This is a genomic window from Kitasatospora sp. NPDC059646, from assembly GCF_042734615.1.
Taxonomy (GTDB): Bacteria; Actinomycetota; Actinomycetes; order Streptomycetales; family Streptomycetaceae; genus Kitasatospora.
In genome coordinates, this window is the sequence record NZ_JBHWDS010000052.1 from 1 (window position 1) to 18,188 (window position 18,188).

18 protein-coding genes are annotated in these 18,188 nt (G+C 74.5%); 7 read left to right on the forward strand and 11 right to left on the reverse strand.

Features of this window, described 5'->3' with window-relative positions:
- Nucleotides 1–55 precede the first annotated feature (55 nt).
- Nucleotides 56–448, reverse strand: a complete 393-nt coding sequence (locus ACFV1L_RS28935) for a hypothetical protein (RefSeq protein WP_380371238.1) — start codon at nt 446–448, stop codon at nt 56–58.
- Between the two features lie 150 nt (nt 449–598).
- On the opposite strand from ACFV1L_RS28935, the gene ACFV1L_RS28940 reads away from it, so the two are divergent.
- Nucleotides 599–1,831: a hypothetical protein gene (locus tag ACFV1L_RS28940; RefSeq protein WP_380371240.1), complete on the forward strand. Its 1,233-nt coding sequence runs from the start codon at nt 599–601 to the stop codon at nt 1,829–1,831.
- On the opposite strand, the gene ACFV1L_RS28945 is transcribed toward ACFV1L_RS28940, so the two are convergent.
- Complete coding sequence (locus tag ACFV1L_RS28945) at nt 1,812–2,300, reverse strand: GNAT family N-acetyltransferase (RefSeq protein WP_380371243.1); 489 nt, start codon at nt 2,298–2,300, stop codon at nt 1,812–1,814. The two genes, ACFV1L_RS28940 and ACFV1L_RS28945, sit on opposite strands and share 20 nt — an antisense overlap.
- Nucleotides 2,301–2,489: 189 nt before the next feature.
- Here ACFV1L_RS28945 and ACFV1L_RS28950 point away from each other — a divergent pair, with 189 nt between their 5' ends.
- Both ACFV1L_RS28950 and ACFV1L_RS28955 read left to right on the forward strand, forming a co-directional pair.
- A complete protein-coding gene (locus ACFV1L_RS28950; RefSeq protein ID WP_380371246.1) occupies nt 2,490–3,305 on the forward strand; it encodes a chitosanase in 816 nt (271 codons plus the stop codon).
- A gap of 191 nt (nt 3,306–3,496) precedes the next feature.
- Nucleotides 3,497–3,886: a hypothetical protein gene (locus ACFV1L_RS28955; RefSeq protein WP_380371248.1), complete on the forward strand. Its 390-nt coding sequence runs from the start codon at nt 3,497–3,499 to the stop codon at nt 3,884–3,886.
- Nucleotides 3,887–3,958: 72 nt separating this feature from the next.
- On the opposite strand, the gene ACFV1L_RS28960 is transcribed toward ACFV1L_RS28955, so the two are convergent.
- On the reverse strand, nt 3,959–4,825 hold the full coding sequence (locus tag ACFV1L_RS28960) for a 3-hydroxybutyryl-CoA dehydrogenase (protein WP_380371250.1): 867 nt from the start codon (nt 4,823–4,825) through the stop codon (nt 3,959–3,961).
- A 247-nt stretch (nt 4,826–5,072) separates the two neighbouring features.
- Here ACFV1L_RS28960 and ACFV1L_RS28965 point away from each other — a divergent pair, with 247 nt between their 5' ends.
- Nucleotides 5,073–5,891, forward strand: a complete 819-nt coding sequence (locus tag ACFV1L_RS28965) for an SDR family NAD(P)-dependent oxidoreductase (RefSeq protein WP_380371251.1) — start codon at nt 5,073–5,075, stop codon at nt 5,889–5,891.
- Between the two features lie 17 nt (nt 5,892–5,908).
- Here the strand turns inward: ACFV1L_RS28965 and ACFV1L_RS28970 are convergent, their stop codons facing one another.
- From ACFV1L_RS28970 to ACFV1L_RS28980, 3 genes are all read right to left on the reverse strand, one after another.
- On the reverse strand, nt 5,909–6,913 hold the full coding sequence (locus ACFV1L_RS28970) for a ketopantoate reductase family protein (RefSeq protein ID WP_380371254.1): 1,005 nt from the start codon (nt 6,911–6,913) through the stop codon (nt 5,909–5,911).
- A 168-nt stretch (nt 6,914–7,081) separates the two neighbouring features.
- Nucleotides 7,082–7,963, reverse strand: coding sequence for a polysaccharide deacetylase family protein (locus ACFV1L_RS28975; RefSeq protein ID WP_380371255.1), 882 nt, complete (start codon nt 7,961–7,963; stop codon nt 7,082–7,084).
- Nucleotides 7,964–8,057: 94 nt separating this feature from the next.
- On the reverse strand, nt 8,058–8,975 hold the full coding sequence (locus tag ACFV1L_RS28980; protein WP_380371257.1) for an EamA family transporter: 918 nt from the start codon (nt 8,973–8,975) through the stop codon (nt 8,058–8,060).
- A 333-nt stretch (nt 8,976–9,308) separates the two neighbouring features.
- Here ACFV1L_RS28980 and ACFV1L_RS28985 point away from each other — a divergent pair, with 333 nt between their 5' ends.
- Nucleotides 9,309–10,676: a PLP-dependent aminotransferase family protein gene (locus ACFV1L_RS28985; RefSeq protein WP_380371260.1), complete on the forward strand. Its 1,368-nt coding sequence runs from the start codon at nt 9,309–9,311 to the stop codon at nt 10,674–10,676.
- Nucleotides 10,677–10,683: 7 nt separating this feature from the next.
- Here ACFV1L_RS28985 and ACFV1L_RS28990 read toward each other — a convergent pair whose 3' ends face one another.
- Both ACFV1L_RS28990 and ACFV1L_RS28995 read right to left on the reverse strand, forming a co-directional pair.
- A complete protein-coding gene (locus ACFV1L_RS28990; protein ID WP_380371262.1) occupies nt 10,684–11,640 on the reverse strand; it encodes a rhomboid family intramembrane serine protease in 957 nt (318 codons plus the stop codon).
- Between the two features lie 137 nt (nt 11,641–11,777).
- Nucleotides 11,778–12,980 carry a methyltransferase gene (locus ACFV1L_RS28995; protein ID WP_380371265.1) on the reverse strand — a complete coding sequence of 401 codons (1,203 nt, stop codon included), beginning with the start codon at nt 12,978–12,980 and terminating at the stop codon, nt 11,778–11,780.
- A gap of 62 nt (nt 12,981–13,042) precedes the next feature.
- Between ACFV1L_RS28995 and ACFV1L_RS29000 the strand changes: the two genes are divergently transcribed.
- Nucleotides 13,043–14,008, forward strand: coding sequence for an ADP-ribosylglycohydrolase family protein (locus ACFV1L_RS29000; protein ID WP_380371266.1), 966 nt, complete (start codon nt 13,043–13,045; stop codon nt 14,006–14,008).
- Nucleotides 14,009–14,015: 7 nt separating this feature from the next.
- On the opposite strand, the gene ACFV1L_RS29005 is transcribed toward ACFV1L_RS29000, so the two are convergent.
- Together ACFV1L_RS29005 and ACFV1L_RS29010 are read right to left on the reverse strand one after the other, a co-directional pair.
- Nucleotides 14,016–15,245, reverse strand: coding sequence for a beta-ketoacyl-[acyl-carrier-protein] synthase family protein (locus tag ACFV1L_RS29005; protein ID WP_380371268.1), 1,230 nt, complete (start codon nt 15,243–15,245; stop codon nt 14,016–14,018).
- Nucleotides 15,246–15,443: 198 nt separating this feature from the next.
- Complete coding sequence (locus ACFV1L_RS29010) at nt 15,444–16,190, reverse strand: MerR family DNA-binding transcriptional regulator (RefSeq protein ID WP_380371270.1); 747 nt, start codon at nt 16,188–16,190, stop codon at nt 15,444–15,446.
- 78 nt (nt 16,191–16,268) lie between these two features.
- Here ACFV1L_RS29010 and ACFV1L_RS29015 point away from each other — a divergent pair, with 78 nt between their 5' ends.
- On the forward strand, nt 16,269–17,495 hold the full coding sequence (locus ACFV1L_RS29015) for an erythromycin esterase family protein (protein ID WP_380371272.1): 1,227 nt from the start codon (nt 16,269–16,271) through the stop codon (nt 17,493–17,495).
- Between the two features lie 143 nt (nt 17,496–17,638).
- On the opposite strand, the gene ACFV1L_RS29020 is transcribed toward ACFV1L_RS29015, so the two are convergent.
- Nucleotides 17,639–18,139, reverse strand: a complete 501-nt coding sequence (locus ACFV1L_RS29020; protein WP_380371274.1) for a peptidylprolyl isomerase — start codon at nt 18,137–18,139, stop codon at nt 17,639–17,641.
- Nucleotides 18,140–18,188: the final 49 nt, after the last annotated feature.

Sequence of the window (18,188 nt, forward strand, 5' to 3'; positions counted from 1 at the left end):
GCCCGGGACTCGAAGGTCCCGGGCCCGGCGGGGCTCCGTCGTTGCCGGCCGCCGGCTACTTGCAGGTGGTGTCCTTCAGCAGGATGACGATCTTCTCGCCGTCCTCGGCGGTGAGGCCGGCCTTCACCTCGGCGAACTTGGTGACGGCGACCTGGCCGAGGCCCGCGCTGTCGCCCTTGGACTTCTTGATCTCCTTGCAGACCTCGGCGGCGGCGTCGATCGCCTTCTGCTGGTCGTCGATCAGGTCGGGGTCGATCTCCTTCAGGCCGGAGATCATGTCGATCTCGGCGCTGACGGCCTGGTCCCAGTTGTCGTCCGAGGGGGCCGCGGTGGCGGCGGGCTTCTTGGCGTCCTTGGAGCCGCTGCCCGGGAAGTCGCACGAGGTGAGGGAGAGGGCGACGCCGAGGGCGAGGCAGCCCAGGGCGGTTCGCGTGATGACGGATCGCATGGGGGACACTGTGCCAGACCGGCGGTGCGGGGCGGGCCCGCTCCCGAAAAGGTGTGCGGGGCAACACGGTTGGCGTGCCGGGGCGGCGTGCTGCTATGGTCCCCGGGTCAGCCTTCGAACGCGCCCGCGGCAGCGTCGGAGGCTTTTTTCATGACCTCTGACACGGTGTTGGGTACGGGGCGCGACCGGGTCGCGCCCGTGGTGGGCTATCTGGAGCTGCTGCGGCAGCGGGAGTTCGCGGGCCTGTACGCGAGTTTCTCGCTGACGGCGGCGGCGGGGACGCTGTCCGGGTTCGCGCTGGGTTCGCTGGTGCAGGGGCGGACCGGTTCGCCGCTGCTGACGGCGCTGAGCATGTACGGGTCGTCGTTCGCGGCGGTGCTGGGCGCGACGACGCTGATGTCGGTCGCGGACGGCAGCCGGCCGCGGCGGGCGCTGGTGGCGCTGCACGGCCTGTCGCTGGCGGCGCTGGCGGCGCAGGCCGTGCCGGGGCTGCCGCTGGCCGCCCGGTTCGGGCTGCTGCTGGTGGTGGGCTTCTTCCAGGCGCTCGGCACGGGCGCCCGGATGGGGCTGCTGGCGGAGATCGTGCCGGCGGCCGGGTACGCGCCGGCGCGGTCGCTGATGAACGTCACGGCGGGCGGCGCGTCGGTGCTCGGGTTCGCGCTCGGCGGGGCGCTGCTGGCGGTGCTGAGTCCGTATCAGGTGTTCGCGCTGGCCGGGGTGTTGGCTGCGGCGGCGACGGCCGTGGTGGCGGTGACGGTGCGGGAGCGCTCGGTGCGTGCGGCGCGCCGGCCGGGCCTGCGGGAGACCTGGCGGGGGAACGCGAAGCTGCTGGGCCGGCCGGGCCGGCGGGCGCTGCTGCTGAACCTGTGGGTGCCGAACGGGCTGGTGGTGGGCTGCCTGGCGCTGTTCCTGCCGTACGCGCCCGGGCGGGCGGGGCTGCTGCTGGCGGCGGGTTCGGCGGGGATGCTGCTGGGCGACCTGACGGTGGGCCGGCTGCTGGACGCGGGGCGGCGGGCGCGCTGGGCGTTCGGGCTGCGGCTGCTGCTGGCGGCGCCGTTCCTGCTGCTGGCGCTGCGTCCGCCGCTGGTGGTGGCGCTGCTCGCGGTGGGCGTGGCCGGGATCGGGTTCGCGGCGACGCTGCCGTTGCAGGAGCACTTGCTGGCACTGACGCCCGGCGCGGAGCGCGGCCAGGTGCAGGGCGTGGAGTCGGCGGGGCGGCTCACCTGGCAGGGCATCGGCGCGGCGCTGGCGGGCGCGCTGGCGCAGGCGGTGGAGCCGCGGTGGGCGATCGCGCTGCTGGCGGCGGTGTCGCTGGCGGTGACGGCGGCCTCCCGGCGGGCGGTGCGGCGGGAGGCCGCGGCCGTCACAGCGGGCGGTGCATGATGTGCAGTCCGACCAGGCCGTGCACGGGGTGGCGGAAGCCTTCGGGGACGGTGCCGAGGATGCGGAACCCGAGCGACGCGTACAGGTGCAGGGCGGGGGTGTTGGTGGCGACCACCGCGTTGAACTGCATGGCGCGGAAGCCCTGTTGGCGGGCCCAGTCGAGGGTGTGCCGGCACAGGGCGCGGCCGACGCCGCGGCCGGCGTGGTCGGGGTCGACCAGGTAGCTGGCGCTGGCGACGTGCGCGCCGTTGCCCCACTGGTTGTTGTTCATCTTGGCGGTGCCGACGACCGTGCCGTCGTCGTCGACGGCGACGACGGTGCGGTTGGGGGCGTGGAGCAGCCACCAGTCGCGGGCGGTGTCGGCGGTGAGGTCGACCGGGTAGGTGAACGTCTCGCCGGCGCGGACGACGCGGTGGAAGAACGGCCAGATGGCGGCCCAGTCCTCGGCGGTGGCTTCGCGGATCATCATCGGCCCCAGGATGACGGTCCGTCGGCGACGGGGCCAGCGGTTTTCCGCCGCACCCGGTGGCCAGTACCTGTCAGATCCGTCGGACGTCTTGCGGACCGCCGTCCTCGACGCTTCAATCCCTGTTAGGAAACTTTCCTAACCCTCTCCTGCGGGCACCCCCGTGCCCGCAGCCGGCCGACGGAGCGTCAGATGCAGACCAAGCACCGCACCACCCGCGCCGCCCTCGCGGTCCTGTTCGCCGCCCTCCCGCTCACCCTCGCCACCGCCGGAACGGGCACCGCCGCCGCCGCGACGGTGGGCCTGGACGACGCGCACAAGAAGGAGATCGCCATGCAGCTGGTCTCCTCCGCGGAGAACTCCTCGCTCGACTGGAAGGCCCAGTACAAGTACATCGAGGACATCGGCGACGGCCGCGGCTACACCGCCGGCATCATCGGCTTCTGTTCCGGCACCGGCGACATGCTGGAGCTGGTGCAGCACTACACCGACCTGAAGCCCGGCAACGTGCTGGCGAAGTACCTGCCCGCGCTGAAGAAGGTCAACGGCAGCGACTCGCACTCCGGCCTCGGCAGCGCGTTCGTCAACGACTGGAAGACGGCTGCCAAGGACACCGTCTTCCAGACCGCGCAGAACGACGAGCGCGACCGGGTCTACTTCAACCCCGCGGTCAAGCAGGGCAAGGCGGACGGGCTGCGGGCGCTCGGCCAGTTCATCTACTACGACGCCATCGTCATGCACGGCCCCGGCACCAGCAGCGACTCCTTCGGCGGGATCCGCGCCGCCGCGCTGAAGAAGGCCAAGACGCCGGCGCAGGGCGGCGACGAGGCGACCTACCTGAACGCCTTCCTGGACGCCCGCAAGGTCGTCATGAAGCAGGAGGAGGCGCACGCGGACACCAGCCGGGTGGACACCGAGCAGCGGGTGTTCCTCAACGCCAAGAACTTCGACCTGAACCCGCCGCTGAAGTGGAAGGTCTACGGCGACCCGTACCAGATCAACAGCTGACCCGGCCGCCCGGAGCGCCCGGCCCCCGCACCCGCGCGGGACCGGGCGCTCCGGGCTGCCGCCCCGCAATTGTCGACGGTTCGTCAACACACTTACTTCGTGCCGTTATTACAACTTGGACACAACTGGCCCGCCGGGTCCGCGCCGGTCGGTAGCGTCGGCCCCGACCGCGCCCGCCCGGAGGGGGAGCCATGCGCATCCGTGCGACCGTCACCGCCGCCTGCCTGGCCGCCGCACTCGCCGCCGGCGGCTGCGCACCCGCTCCCGGCGGCGGAACCGCCCTGGGGTTCGGGGCCGACCGGGCGGCCGGCGACGTCGAACTGACCGCCTGCGCCGTCGACGACCAACTGCACTGGCCCGCCGCCACCGTCCGGATCACCAACCACTCCGCCACCACCAGCAACTACGTGGTGCAGATCGCCTTCCTCGACGGCGCCGGCCGCCAGATCACCGAAGGCGTCGCCGCCGCCAGCACCCTCGCCCCCGCCCAGGACGCCGTCGAGCAGGCCCAGGGCACCGCCGACCCGCAGGGCCCGGTCAGCTGCCGGGTCGTCGACATCGCCCGCTACGCCACCCCCTGACCCGCGCGCCGGGAAAGCGGACGGCCGCCCCCGGAACGGAACCGGGGACGGCCGAAGGGCGCTGACGGGAGGTCAGGCCGCCGTGTAGTCGTAGAAGCCGCGGCCGGACTTGCGGCCCAGCAGGCCCGCGTCCACCATCCGCGACAGCAGCGGCGGCGCCGCGTACAGCGGCTCCTTGTACTCCTCGTACATCGACTCGGCGATCGAGACGATGGTGTCCAGGCCGATCAGGTCGCACAGCCGCAGCGGGCCCATCGGGTGGGCGCAACCGGCCTCCATGCCCTTGTCGATGTCCGCGGCCGTCGCCACGCCCGACTCGAACATCCGCACCGCCGACAGCAGGTACGGCACCAGCAGCGCGTTCACCACGAAACCGGCCCGGTCACGGGCCCGGATCGGCTCCTTGCCCAGCACGTCGACGGCGAACTGCTCGGCGCGGGTGGTGGTCTCCACCGAGGTGGTCAGGGTCGGGATGACCTCGACCAGCTTCTGCACCGGCGCCGGGTTGAAGAAGTGCAGGCCGATCACCTGCTCCGGACGGCCGGTCGCCGCCGCGAGCTTCACGATCGGGATCGACGAGGTGTTCGACGCCAGGATCGCGTCCCGGCGGGCCACCACCTGGTCCAGCGTCTGGAAGATCTTGACCTTGATGTCCTCGCGCTCCGCGACCGCCTCGACCACCAGGTCCCGGTCGTGGAAGTCCGCCAGGTCGGTGGTGAACGCCAGGCGGGACAGCGCCTCGTCGCGCTGCTCCTCCGTCAGCTTGCCGCGCCGAACGGCGGTCTCCAGGGAGTTGGTCAGCCGGGTCCGGCCCAGCTCCAGCGCCTCGCCACTGGCCTCCGAGACCAGCACGTCCAGGCCCGAACGGGCGAAGACCTCGGCGATGCCCGACCCCATGAGGCCGCAGCCGACTACTCCGACACGCGCGATGTCACTCACTCAGTTGCCCTTCACGTGGAGCTGGGGGTCACCCAGCCGGTGGTGTCACGGCCACCGCGCCCCGGTCGGGGCCCGGCAGTCCGCCCGGACGACGGTACTACCTGCCTTAACGCACGTTCACCCCGGCTCGGTCCCGGCTCGCCCTCCTCGAACGGGTGAGCATCGGCGGTGCGCCCGCCCCCGCCCCGCGCCCGGGGACCACAATGCGAACGTCCAGCCGAAGGAAGCCGCCGGAGGGAGCAGGCAGATGGGGACCGGATCACTCGCCGGGCAGGTCGGAATCGTCACCGGGGCCGGACGCGGCATCGGACGCGAGATCGCCATCGGCCTCGCCGCCGAGGGCATGGCCGTCGGACTGGTCGGCCGCACCCAGGACACCCTGGTCGACGCCCTCAAGGAGTGCGTCCACCACGGCGCCCGCGGCGTCGCCGTCACCGCCGACGTCGGCCACCCCGGCGCCGTCCGCGAAGCCGTCCGCTCGATCGAACGCGACCTCGGCCCCGTCGACCTGCTGGTCAACAACGCCGGACAGGTCGACCGCGACGAAGTGCCGATCTGGGAGACCGACCCCGCCCAGTGGTGGCAGGTCGTCGAGACCAACCTGCGCGGCCCCTACAACATGCTCCGCAACGTGCTGCCCGGCATGGTCGAACGCGGCCGCGGCCGGGTCGTCAACCTCAACAGCGGCTTCGCGCTGCGCCCCGACGGCAACTACACCGCCTACGCCACCTCCAAGGGCGCGCTGCTCCAACTGTCCGACAACATCGCCGACTCGGTCGGGCAGCACGGCATCGTGGTGCTCGACATCAGCCCCGGCGCCGTCCGGACCGACATGACCGCCGACATGCCGATGTTCCACGACATGAAGGACTGGGGCTCCATCCCCTACATGGTCGCCGTCACCGTGGACGCCGCCCGCGGCCGCTTCGACGGACTGCACGGCCGCTTCCTGCACGCCGGCCGCGACAACCTGGAGACCCTGGTCACCTCCGCCGCCGCGATCCGCGCCGCCGACGCGCGCACCCTGCGCCTGCGGCCGTACGGGCCGGACGACCCGATGGCGTGACGGCCCGTCAGTTCCGCTCAGGCGAACGGGAGGTCGAGCAGCGCGGCCAGGTCGGCCGCCGGCAGCGAGCCCGCCGGGCGGCCCTCGCGGGCGAACACGCCCGCCAGCCGCTGGAGGGCGGCGTTGACCGGCGTCGGCACACCGTGCAGGCGGCCCAGCAGGACGACCTCGCCGTTCAGGAAGTCCGCCTCAATGTCGCCGGTGCCGCGCGCCAGGCTCTGCCAGGACGACCCGCCGCCGCGCTCCTCGCCGTCCAGCGGCACCAGCGTCACCCGGTCGCCGCGCCTCGCCCGCTGCTCCTCCTCCGACGGGTGCTCGATCCCGGCGGCCGCCAGCACCGCCCGCCCCTCCGCCTGCACCCGCTGCCACAGCTGCATGCGCAGCTCGCCGTCGATCGGGCCGGCCACCGCCTCCAGCGCGTTGCCGAGATTGCTCAACAGCTTCGCGTACTTCCACGCCATCACCCGGTCCGTCACCGGCGCGTCGAAGTACGAGGCCGTCAGATCGGCCGAGATCCGCTCCGCGAGGTCGTCCGCGCCGTGCGGATAGCGGCCCAGGTGCAGCATGCCCGAGCGCGGCGAGCCCGCCGCCGAGACCCGGCCCGGCTCCAGGTGCGTGGACGGCAGCCACACGCACATCCCGTACACCCGGGCGAAGCGGCGCAGCGCCAGGCGCTCGTTCTCCACCCCGTTCTGCGCGCAGACCAGCGGCAGCCGCTCGCCCGCCGTGCCGCCGCCCGCGACCGGGCGGGGCGCCCACTGGTCGAGCAGCTCCGCCGAGTGCTGGGTCTTCACCGCCAGCACCAGCACGTCGTCCGGCATCAGGTCGATCTCGTCGGGCCCGCCGACCGTCGGGACGGGCAGCAGGTGCGAGCCGTCCGGCGTGGTCAGGTGCAGGCCGTCCTTGCGCAGCGCCGCCAGGTGCGGGCCGCGGGCGACCAGGACCACGTCGTGGCCGCTCCGGTGGAGACGACCGCCGATGGTGCCGCCGACCGCGCCGGCGCCGAGGAAGAGATAGCGCATGGGTCGAGCATGGCACGGCGGCCGGGCCGGAAGTGAGGGCGGGTCAGGCCCTGTGCGGGTGGGGTTTCGGACGGCTTCCGGCGGACGGGGCGGGGCGGGGCCGGTGCACGGGAGGGGCGGGTCCGGGGCGCGGGAGGGGGCGGGTTCGGGGCGCGGGAGGGGGCGGGTTCAGGCGCAGAGTTCGGAGGCGGTCACCGCGTGCAGGCCCTTGGCGGTCAGGCCGTCCAGGATCGCCGGGAGGGCCGCCACCGTGCCCGGGTGGCCCATGTGCAGGGCGACCACCGAACCGGCGGCCGCCGCCTTCAGCACCCGCTGGGCGACGACGTCGGGGCCCGGGTCCGTGTAGTCCCGCGGGTCGATGTCGAAGGACAGCACGTGCTGGTAACCGACCTGCTGGGCCTGCTCCTTCACCATCCGCGTCGCGTACTGGGCCGCCGACGGCCGGAACCAGCGGCCCATCGACCCGGTCAGGCGCTCCAGCCGCTGCGCGCACTGCGCTATCTCGTCGCGGGCCCGGTCCGGCGGCAGCGAGGAGATGTCCAGGTGGTTCTGGGTGTGGTTGCCGAGTTCGTGGCCGCCGTCCAGGATCCGCCGCGCCATCTGCGGCTGCTGGTCCAGCCAGCTGCCCACCACCATCACGGTCAGCCGCGCCCCGCGCTGCTCGGCGGCCGTCAGCAGCGCCGTCGCGATCGCCGGGTCGCCCTGCCCGTGGAAGGTCAGCGCGACCTGCGGGCGGGAGCGCGGGCCCGTCACCACCTCCAGCGGGGTGTCCGGGGCGAGCGGCGGCAGGACGAGCGGGGACGGCGCGACGCCCTCGGCGGTCGCCGCGGCGGACGGGGCGCTGGTGGACGCGGAGGTGGGCAGGCTCGGATCCGTGCCGGGGTCGGTGCCCTCGGTGAGGTGCGAAGGCTGCGGACGGGCCGCCACCGCGGTCGCGGAACGGCCCCGGCCGTCGGTGGCGCCGCTGCACGTGGCGGTGAGCCAGGCCGTGGCGGTGATCGCGGCCAGTCGGGCGGAGGAGCGCAGAAGACTGCGGCGGTCGACTCTCATCGCGGAAAGCCTAAGCCGAGGCCTCGGCGGCGCGACAACGGCCACCGCCCGGACGAGTGGGGTCCGGCCCCGGGCGGCGGCGGCCCGGTGCCGGTCAGGTGGTGACGCTCCGTCCGGCGGCGCGCGGCGGACCGAGCAGCAGGGCGACCGTCACCAGGACGGCGCCCAGCAGTTGCGGCGCGGTCGGGACGGTGGCGGTGAGGACCGCCCCCGACAGAGCCGCCGTGAGCGGGATCAGACCGCCGAACAGGCCGGCGTGCTCCGGCGCGAGACGGGTCAGCGCCGAGTACCAGAGTAGGAAGGCGACACAGGTCATCACCAGGGCGAGATAGAGCAGGGCCAGGAGCTCGGTCGTCGTCGGCGCGCGCAGGGTAACGGGGGAGAGGGCGGCGGTCACCGCGAACAGGGGCACCGCGAGGGCCGTGGTCCAGGCGGACACCCGAACCGGACCGAGACGGGGCAGCAGCGGAACGGCGAGCAGCGAGAACGCGGCCTCGCAGAGCAACGTGCCCGCGGCGCACAGGAGTCCGACGGTGTCACCGGAACCGAAGCCCTGGGTCAGGGCGGCGCCCGCGACGACGAGGGCCGCCGCCGCGAGCAGGCGGGCCGCCGGGCGGCGGCGGGACAGCAACGGGCCGAGGACACCCAGGAGAAGGGGCGTGCAGCCGACGATGCTGCCGACCACCGCCGGATCGGTGTGCCGCAGGGCCGTGACCATCAGGAGGTTGAAGGCGAACAGGCCGGTGGCGGCGAGAGCCAGAAGGAGCCCGAACTCGCGGGGCGTCGGCCGGGGGCCCGGCCCCCGGCGACGGGCGAGCGGGAGGAGGACGGCCGCGGCCAGCGCATAGCGGAGGGCCTGGCCGGCGGCGACCGGATAGGAGGAGAACGTGGCGGTGACGCCGGTGGAACAGCCGAGCATCGTCATGGCGGTGGCCGCTCGCAGGGAGCCTCCGAGACGCGAGGGCACGGCCGCCGGAGTTGACGACCCGGCAGGGGCGACGGTGGTGGGCATGAACGCCACGCTAGAACCGAGGTGGTCCCCTTCCCAGGACCACTGACGACCCCTCCGACAGGACCACTTCCCGAGCCCTGTCAGGGGATGGGGGGAGAACGGCGGGAGCCCCGTCGGGGGATGGGGGGAGAACGGCGGGAGCCCCGTCAGGGGCTCGGGGAACGGCGAGGTCGAGTTGCAGGGGGTCGGGGACAGCGGTTGGTCATGGCTGCGGCGGGCCTCACGGCGGGGACCCGAAACGGCGGGACCTCTTCGCGCCCCGTTGATCGCCAGCAGACTTGACCCCGCCGTTCCCCGGGCCCCTGGCGGGGCCCGCGCTGTCATGATGGGGGGATGCGGGAGTTGTTGGTCGAGTGGGGGGACGGGGACGGGGATCTGGCGGGGCGGTTGACGCGGGGGTTGCGGGCGGCGGTGCGGGACGGGCGGTTGGTGGCGGGGGAGCGGCTGCCGGGGAGTCGGGTGCTGGCGGGGGAGTTGGGGGTCTCCCGGGGCGTGGTGGTGGAGGCGTACGAGCAACTCGCCGCCGAGGGGTACCTGGTGGGGCGGCGCGGGTCGGGGACGCGGGTTGCGGCGGGGGTGGCGGATGCGGGGCCGGGGCGGGTGGAGCGGGCGGCGCCGGCCGCCTCGCGGTACGACCTGAAGCCGGGCACCCCCGATCTGGGGTCGTTCCCGCGGGCGGCGTGGGCGGGTGCGGTGCGGCGGGCGCTGCTGGGTGCGGCGAACAGCGAGTTGGGGTACGCGGATCCGGCCGGACTTCCGCAGTTGCGGCGGGAGTTGGCGGCGTACCTGGGGCGGGTGCGGGCGGTGGTGGCGCGGCCGGAGCGGGTGGCGGTGGTGAGCGGGGTGGGGCAGGGGCTGGCGCTGCTGATGCAGGTGCTGGCGGCGGAGGGGCGGCAGCTCGCGGTGGAGGATCCGGGCTCGCCGGGCACCCTGGAGCTGCTGCGGGCGCACGGGGTGCGGCCGGTGGGCGTGCCGGTGGACCAGGAGGGCCTGGTGGTGCGGGAGTTGGCGGCGTCCGGGGCGCAGGCGGTGCTGGTGACGCCGGCGCACCAGTATCCGACGGGGGTGGTGCTGTCGGCGCGGCGCCGGACCGAACTCGCCGCGTGGGCGCGGGCCGGCGGGCTGGTGGTGGAGGACGACTACGACGCCGAGTTCCGGTACGACCGTGAACCCGTGGGCGCCGTCCAGGGGTTGGCGCCGGAGCGGACGGTGTACCTGGGCTCGCTCAGCAAGACGCTGGCGCCGGGGCTGCGGCTCGGCTGGGCCGTTCTGCCGGGGCACCTGGTGGAGCCGTTCGCGCACGCCAAGCGGTACGCCGACCTCGGGACCGGTGCGGTCGACCAACTCGCCTTCGCCGCCCTGCTGGAGAGCGGCGGCTACGACCGCCACCTGCGCGCCGTCCGGCCCCGCTACCGGGCCCGGCGCGACGCGCTGGTGGCGGGCCTGCGCGAGCACCTGCCGCAGGCCGAACTGCGGGGCGTGGCCGCCGGGTTGCACCTGTACGCGGACCTGCCGGACGGTGTCGGCGAGCAGGCGGTGGCGGACGCTGCGCTGCGCCGCGGGGTGCGGGTGGCGACGGTCGCGCCGGGGCGGCTCGGGCCGGGCCGGGCGGCCATCGCCCTGGGGTACGCGGGAGTTGCCGAGCAGCGGCTGCGGGAGGCGGCGGCGCTGCTCGGCGAGGCGGTGCGGGAGGCGTTCTGACGGGCCGTCAGTCCATGCCCGTGGTGACGTTCAGGTGGTCGGTGTTGGCGTAGATCAGGGTGGCCAGGAGCAGCAGGACCGCGCCCAGGCTGATCAGTTGGACCAGGCCGCGCTGCTGGCGCGGGGCGTAGGCGATGGCCGCGCCGGAGGCGACGCCGGTGAGCAGGCCGCCGAGGTGGCCCTGCCAGGAGGCGAAGCTCGCCGAGACCACCATCCACACCACCAGGGTGACCATCATCTGGTTGCCGCCGAGCGGGTCGTAGCCCTGCCGTCGGCTGAGCATCCAGTAGCCGCCGGCCAGGCCGAAGATCGCGCCGGACGCGCCGACGGTCAGCGTGTGCGGGGCGGCCAGGTAGACCAGCACCGAGCCGCCGAGTGCGGAGAGCAGGTACAGGCCGAGGAAGCGCAGCACGCCGAGGCGGTCCTCGACGACCCGGCCGAGCGACCACAGCCAGTACATGTTGAACACGATGTGGGTGATCGCCATCGGGCCGAGGAAGGTGTCCGAGTTCGGCGACAGGTGCAGGAACGCGCCGGTGAGCAGGCGGTACCACTCGCCGTGCGCGACGCCGGCCAGGTGGAACGCCGAGAGGTCGGTGGGCTGCTCGCCCGGGTCGCGCAGCATCAGCGCCGAACCGATCATGCCGAACCGCTGGACGGTCTCCGGCCGCACCAGTTCCAGCACGTACGCGGCGACGTTCAGCGCGATCAGCGTGAGGGTGGCGTACGGCCGGGCGGTGATCCGTCCGCCGAACGCGGTGCGGGCCTGCCGCACCGTCCGATGGCCGTCCTTGACGCACTCGACGCACTGGTAGCCGACGGCGGCGTCGCGCCGGCAGTCCGGGCAGACGTTGCGGTCGCAGCGGGTGCAGCGCACGTACGACTCGCGGTCGGCGTGGCGGAAGCAGGTCGGTGACGGCGCCTCGGGAGCGGGGGCTCCCGAGGCGGGTTGCACGGCGTCCATGGCGGGCCCTCCCCTGGGCGGTGGTACTCGGCCGCGGGGGACGTCCACGGCGATGATCCACGGCGAAACGGCGCTCACCCTAGAGCACCGCCCGGACAGCCCCGACGCCAGCCCTGCCGCCGCCCGTGGCCGGGGCCCTATCGACGGACCGCGCTGAGCACCGTGAACTTCGGACTGCCCGCCACCGTGCGGCAGTTGCCGAAGAGGCGGCGGAGGGTGACGTGGTGGCCGAGGTGGCGGTTGCCGACCACACGGAGTTCGCCGCCCGGGCGCAGGACCCGGCGGGCGCCGGTGAACATCCGGCGGGCGATGGCGTCCGTGGTCGCCTGGTGGGAGTGGAACGGCGGGTTGAGGAGGACGACGTCCACCGAGGCGTCGGGGACGTCCGCGAGGGCGTCGCCGACCAGGAACTCGGCGCGGGCGTCCGGTCCGAGATTGCCGCGGAAGGTCTCCTCGGCGGACGCCACCGCCTGGAACGACTCGTCCACGAAGAGGAGTTCGGCGTGCGGGGCGGTGAGCGCGGCGGCGGTGCCGACGATGCCGTTGCCGCAGCCGAGGTCGACCACCCGGCGGGCGTCCTGCAGGTCGGGCAGGTGCTGGAGGAAGAACCGGGTGCCGATGTCGAGGCGGTCCGCGCAGAACACGCCCGCCTGGTTGGCGACCTGACGGCCCGACAGCACGCCGATGCCGTCCGGGAGCCGGTAGCGCAGGGGCCACGGGTTCGCGGGCCGGTCCTGCGCCGGGTCGGGTGCGGTGTGGATCAGGCGGGCCTTGCGGACGGCCAGCGAAGTGCGGGTCGGGCCGAGGATCCGCTCGAACAGCTGCAGGGTGGAGGTGTGGATCTCGGTCACCATTCCGGTGCCGACCACCACCGTCCGGTCGTGCAGCGCGGGGGCGAGGCGGTGCAGCTGGTCCTCCAGCAGCGCCAGGCTCTTGGGCACCCGGACCAGCAGCACGTCGATGCGGGACGGCGGCGCGTCCTGCGTGCTGCGGACCTCCACCGACGCGGGGTCGAGCCCGTTGCGGGCCAGGTTCGCGGCGATCGCCCGGGCGGACAGGTACGAGTCGGTGATCGCCGTCAGCGAGCCGGCCGCCGCCGCGAGCGCCGTGGAGAGGGCGCCCCAGCGGTCGCCGAGCACCGCCACCGCCGCGCCGTCCAGCGGCACCGGTGCGCTGCTCTCCGGCGTGGCGCCCGCCGGGCCGCCGGTGGCCGGGCCCTCCTTCAGGTGCCGCAGCAGGTACTCGTCGGCGGCGTCCCAGGCGCGCAGCTGCTCGCGCGGGTTCTCCGGGAATCGGGCCAGCTCGAAGGTGCCCCAGGCGGTGGTGAAAGAGTTGTTCATCGTGCCCCCAGGCTATCGGAGGGGGCGGTGGTCGCCGGACGGCGACGGAGGAGGGGGCCGGCATGCGGCGGCGGGACAGGGCGGTCGGGGCGGTTCTCGGGTCGGCGGTCGGGGACGCGCTGGGCGCGCCGTTCGAGTTCGGTCCGGCGGGCGCCTTCGGAAAGCGCTTTCCCCTGGTGCCGGGAGAGCGCTTTCCGTACGCGGCGGCGATGTGCGGGGGCGGCGGCTGGGCCCCCGGGGAGGCCACCGACGACACGCAGCTGGCCGTCCACCTCGGCGAGTCGCTGCTCGACGCGGGCGGACTCGACCTGCCCGGGGTCTTCGACCGGTTCCGGGCCTGGGCCGCCGGGGAGCCCAAGGACATCGGCATCCTCACCGAGTGCGTCCTCGGCAGCGGCCTCCCGTGGGACCTCGCCGCACAGGTCCACTTCCAGACCGAGGGCCGGGCCGCCGGGAACGGCGCCCTGATGCGCGCCGTCACCGCCGCCGTCCGGTTCGCCCCGCAGGGCCGGGACGCCACCATGGACGCCGCCCGCCGGATCACCGCCCTCACCCACGGCGACGGCGCCGCCTGGGAGGGCACCGCGATCCTGCACGAGCTGCTGCGCCGCGCCCTCGACGGCGAGGACCCGCTCGGCGCCGTGCCGTCGACCCTGGCCGCCGTCCGGGCCGAGCACCGCGAACGCTGGGCGACCGTGCTGGCCCCGGACTGGCACCCCGCCCTGGCCACCGAGAGCAACGGCGCCGCCTGGCCGTGCCTCGGCTCCGCGCTCTGGGCACTGCGCACCACCGCCGACTTCCCCGCCGCACTGCGCGCCGTCGTCGACCTCGGCGGCGACACCGACACCACCGGCGCCGTCACCGGTGCCCTGGCCGGCGCCGTCCACGGCGTCGGGGCGATCCCCGAGGGGTGGCTGGAGCCGCTGCACGTCCCGCTGCCGCCGACCGAACGGGTGCTGCGGGCAGCCGAGTTGACGGCGCTCGCGGAGGCGCTGGACGCGGCGGGGCGGGCAGCCAGCGGGAACTGACGGCAGGTCAGGCCGCGGTGAAGACCAGGCTCGCGTTGTGGCCGCCGAAGCCGAAGGCGTTGGTGAGGGCGGCGTCGGAGGCGACGGCACGGGCGGCGCCGCCGACCAGGTCGAGGTGGGCGGCCGGATCCGGAGCGGCCAGGTTGCGGACCGGCGGCATGACCTGGTCGTGCAGGGAGCGCACGGTGGCCAGTGCGGCGAGGGCGCCGGCCGCGCCGAACAGGTGGCCGGTCATCGACTTGGTGGCCGTGACGGCGGGCCGGTGCGCGCCGAACACCCGGGCCAGCGACTCCGCCTCGGTGAGGTCGCCCTTCTGGGTGGAGGTGGCGTGCGCGTGCACCATGCCGATCCGCTCGGGCGCGAGGCCGGCCTCGGCGAGGGCGCGCCGCATCGCGCGGCTCTGGCCGTCCGGGTGGCCGGCCGTGATGTGGTGGGCGTCCGACGTGACGGCCGCCCCGGCGAGCGCCGCGTACGCGCGCCAGCCCGGTCGCAGCGAGGCGCGCTCCAGCACCAGGACGGCCGCGCCCTCGCCGATCACGAAGCCGTCCCGGTCCAGGTCGAACGGGCGGGAGGCGTGCTCCGGGTCGTCGTTGCGCAGCGAGTGCGCGCGGGCCTGCGCGAACCCGGCGAGCGGCAGCGGGTGCAGGCAGGCCTCGGTGCCGCCCGCGATCACCACGTCGGCGCGGCCCAGCCGGATCAGGTCCAGGCCGATCGCCACCGCCTCCGCGCCGGACGCGCACGCGCTGACCGGGGTGTGCGCCCCGGCCCTGGCCCCGAGGTCGATCGACACCCAGGCGGCCGGCCCGTTCGCCATCAGCATCGGCACGGTGTGCGGCGAGACCTTCCGGACGCCGGAGCGCTCCAGCACGTCGTCCTGCTCCAGCATCGTCACGGCCCCGCCGGTGCCGGTGCCGATCACCACCGCGAGCCGCTCCCCGTCGACCTCCGGCCGGCCCGCGTCGGCCCACGCCTCACGGGCGGCGATCAGCGCCAACTGCTCGCTGCGGTCCAACCGTCGGGCCTCGACCCGGTCCAGCACCTCGGACGGTTCGACGGCGAGCTGTCCGGCGATCCGGATCGGCAGCCCGGCCGCCCACTCCCGGTCGATCGGCCGGATGCCGTTGCGGCCCTCCAGCATGGCCTGCCAGGTGGCCGGGGCGGTGCCGCCGAGCGGGGTGGTGGCCCCCAGGCCGGTGACCAGAACGCGGTCGGTGTCGATGTCGGATTCCGTGCGCACAGCAGCGCTCCCTTTGTCGTGATGGCACAACGAGTACCGCCGCGGCTCTCGGCCGGGGCGGTCGGTGACAGTCACTCTGCCAAGGGAGATCCGCGAGTTCCGGTACTGGACGGGACGGATTCGTACCCGATGATTTTGGAGGAATCGGACAGGTTGAGCTGACGGCCCGTCGGGAAAGCGGCGCCGCTGCGGGCGGCGTCAGGCCGGGGCGTGCTCCGCGCCGTCCGGGCGGTCGAGGTAGGCGTGCAGGGCGGCAGCGCCGGAGAGCAGGGCGCGGCCGCGGGCGGTCAGGCGGTCCTGCCAGGCGTCCAGGGTGGGGCGGACGGCCTCCGGGCCGCCGGCCGTGCGCAGGCGGTGCAGGATCTCGGCGGTGCGGGCCAACCCGTGGCCGCCGCGCCGGAGTTGCTCGGCGATCTGCAGTTCCCGCACCTGGTCCGGCAGGTACGTCCGGTAGCCGGTGCGGGCGTCCCGGGACGGGGTGACCAGCCCCGCGCGCTCCCACTCGCGCAGCGTGGCCGGGTGCAGGCCGAGGCGGTGGGCCAGCGGTCCGATGTGGGTGGGCCCGGGCCGGTCGGCGGCGGGCCGGTCGGCGGCGGGGCGGTCGGTGTCGGACCGGTCGGCCGGCAGGTGCGCCAGGGCGGTGCGCACCGCGTCCAGGGTGCGGCGGTCCTCGGCGAGGCGCAGGTGGCTCTCGTCGATCAGCCGCAGTGCCTCCTCCGGCCGCCCGGCGTTGACGGCGCACAGGATCGCGGTGGCCGCCCGGTGGCCGTGGCCCGGCACCAGCGCCAGGAACGCGCGCAGGGCGGCGGCATGCCGCTCCCCGTACCGCCGGTACCCGTGCGGGGACCGCTCGGCGGGCGGCAGGACGCCCGCCTCCTCGTAGTTGCGCACCGCCTGGGTGGACAGGCCGTGCTCCCGGGCCAGGTCGACGGGCCGCAGAGCCATGGTGGAGACTTTTCTGCTCGATTCGCGGGCTGAGAGCGGAAAAGTTTACACCGATCCTTCAACGATACGGTGGAAGTCATGACCGTCTCGCACGCGCTCCGGGACGCGGCCCGGCCGTTCTCCCCGTCCGCCGTCACCGACCTGCTGCCGCCCCGCACCCGGGTGCTGGCCCTCGGCGAACCCACCCACGGCGTCGAGGCCTTCCTCGACCTGCGCAACGAACTCTTCCGCCACCTGGTCGCCGAACACGGCTACCGCTCGATCGCCGTCGAGAGCGACTGCCTGGCCGCACTGGCCGTCGACGCGTACCTCGGCGGGGCGGACGGCGACCTCGACACGGTCGTCCGGGAAGGCTTCTCCCACGGCTTCGGCGAGTTCGCCGGCAACCGCGAACTGGTTCGCTGGATGCGGGAGTTCAACAGCGGGGTGGCGGAGCCGGACCGGCTGCGGTGCTACGGCGCGGACGGCCCGCTGGAGATGGCCGCCGCCGCCCCGCCCGGACCGTCCCTCGTCCGGCTGCACGACTTCCTGGCCGCCCACCTGCCCGCCGAACTCCTGCCGCCGCGCAAGGAGTTGACGCGGCTGCACGGCCCGGACGGGCGGTGGACCGAGCCCGCCGCCGCGCTCGACCCGCACCGGTCCGTCGGACGCACCGCGGAGACCGGCCGACTGCGGCTGCTCGCGGACGAGTTGACGGTTCTCCTGGCGGCGAACGCTCCCGGGTTCGCGGGCCGGGCCGATCCCGAGGAGTGCTGGCGGGCCGAGTTGGACGCCCGGACCGCGACCGGACTGCTGCGCTACCACGCGGCGATGGCCGACACCGGGCCGGACCGGTTCAACTCGCTGATGCGGCAACGCGAGCTGATGATGGCCGACAACCTCGAAGCGATCGTGCGCCGCGAGGCGGACCGCGGGCCGACCCTGGTCTTCGCCCACAACCGCCACCTCCAGCGCGAGGCCGGCCGCCTCCCGCTCGGCGGCCGCGAACTGCTCTGGTGGAGCGCCGGCTCGCTGCTCGCCACCCGCCTCGGCGACGGCTACGCCTTCGTCGCCACCGCGTTCGGCCACCGCGGCGCCGACGACCACCCCGCCCGCGACACCCCGGAAGGACTCCTCGCCGCCCTCCCCGACCCGCGCCTGGCGGTCGATCCCCGGCTGCTGGCAGCGGCGACGGGGGGCAGGGCGAAACCCCGGGTGCCCGCCGACCACACCTACTTCGGGCTCGACCCGCAGACGTTGGGCCTGCTGGACGGGGTGGTGTTCGTGCGCGAGATCCCCCGGCAGTCCGGGCCGTTCGGCGGCTGACCCCGCGGCCCCGCCCGCCCGTCGCCCGCGCCGCCGGATCCGGGTGCGCCCACCGCCCGCGCCGCCGGATCCGGGTGCGCCCACCGCCCGCGCCGCCGGATCCGGGCGGGGCCGGCGTGGCGCGGGCGGTGCGAGGGGTCGGGTCAGTCCACGACCTCGGCGCTCACCAGCACCACGTCCTCCTTCGGGACGTCGGCGTGCCCGCCCTTGGAGGTGGTCGGCACGGCCTTGATCGAGTCGACCACCTCCTGGCCCTCGACGACCTCGCCGAACACCGCGTAGCCCCAGCCGGGGCCGGACTTCGCGGTGTGGTCGAGGAAGGCGTTGTCGGCGACGTTGATGAAGAACTGCGCGGTGGCCGAGTGCGGGTCCGAGGTGCGGGCCATCGCCACCGAGTACTTGACGTTCTTCAGGCCGTTGTCGGCCTCGTTCTGGATCGGCGACCGGGTCTCCTTGCGCCGCAGGCCGGGCTCCATCCCGCCGCCCTGGACCATGAAGTTGTTGATCACCCGGTGGAAGACGGTGCCGTCGTAGAACCCGTCCCGGACGTACTGCAGGAAGTTCGCCGCGGTCGCGGGCGCCTTCTCCTCGTCGAGGCGGATCACGATGTCGCCGTGGTTGGTGTTCAGCTTGACCTTGGACAAGACAACCTCACTTCTGACTTTCTGACACTGTGCTGATCACGGAATGTCC

Bases quoted from the DNA above. Each gene is read 5' to 3' on its own strand.
- ACFV1L_RS28945 (WP_380371243.1), bottom strand. From the start codon at position 2,300: ATGATGATCCGCGAAGCCACCGCCGAGGACTGGGCCGCCATCTGGCCG.
- ACFV1L_RS29015 (WP_380371272.1), top strand. From the start codon at position 16,269: ATGACCGTCTCGCACGCGCTCCGGGACGCGGCCCGGCCGTTCTCCCCG.
- ACFV1L_RS28970 (WP_380371254.1), bottom strand. From the start codon at position 6,913: ATGCGCTATCTCTTCCTCGGCGCCGGCGCGGTCGGCGGCACCATCGGC.
- ACFV1L_RS28965 (WP_380371251.1), top strand. From the start codon at position 5,073: ATGGGGACCGGATCACTCGCCGGGCAGGTCGGAATCGTCACCGGGGCC.
- ACFV1L_RS28955 (WP_380371248.1), top strand. From the start codon at position 3,497: ATGCGCATCCGTGCGACCGTCACCGCCGCCTGCCTGGCCGCCGCACTC.
- ACFV1L_RS28935 (WP_380371238.1), bottom strand. From the start codon at position 448: ATGCGATCCGTCATCACGCGAACCGCCCTGGGCTGCCTCGCCCTCGGC.
- ACFV1L_RS28980 (WP_380371257.1), bottom strand. From the start codon at position 8,975: ATGCCCACCACCGTCGCCCCTGCCGGGTCGTCAACTCCGGCGGCCGTG.
- ACFV1L_RS28950 (WP_380371246.1), top strand. From the start codon at position 2,490: ATGCAGACCAAGCACCGCACCACCCGCGCCGCCCTCGCGGTCCTGTTC.
- ACFV1L_RS28940 (WP_380371240.1), top strand. From the start codon at position 599: ATGACCTCTGACACGGTGTTGGGTACGGGGCGCGACCGGGTCGCGCCC.
- ACFV1L_RS29010 (WP_380371270.1), bottom strand. From the start codon at position 16,190: ATGGCTCTGCGGCCCGTCGACCTGGCCCGGGAGCACGGCCTGTCCACC.
- ACFV1L_RS28995 (WP_380371265.1), bottom strand. From the start codon at position 12,980: ATGAACAACTCTTTCACCACCGCCTGGGGCACCTTCGAGCTGGCCCGA.
- ACFV1L_RS28990 (WP_380371262.1), bottom strand. From the start codon at position 11,640: ATGGACGCCGTGCAACCCGCCTCGGGAGCCCCCGCTCCCGAGGCGCCG.
- ACFV1L_RS28985 (WP_380371260.1), top strand. From the start codon at position 9,309: ATGCGGGAGTTGTTGGTCGAGTGGGGGGACGGGGACGGGGATCTGGCG.
- ACFV1L_RS29000 (WP_380371266.1), top strand. From the start codon at position 13,043: ATGCGGCGGCGGGACAGGGCGGTCGGGGCGGTTCTCGGGTCGGCGGTC.
- ACFV1L_RS28975 (WP_380371255.1), bottom strand. From the start codon at position 7,963: ATGAGAGTCGACCGCCGCAGTCTTCTGCGCTCCTCCGCCCGACTGGCC.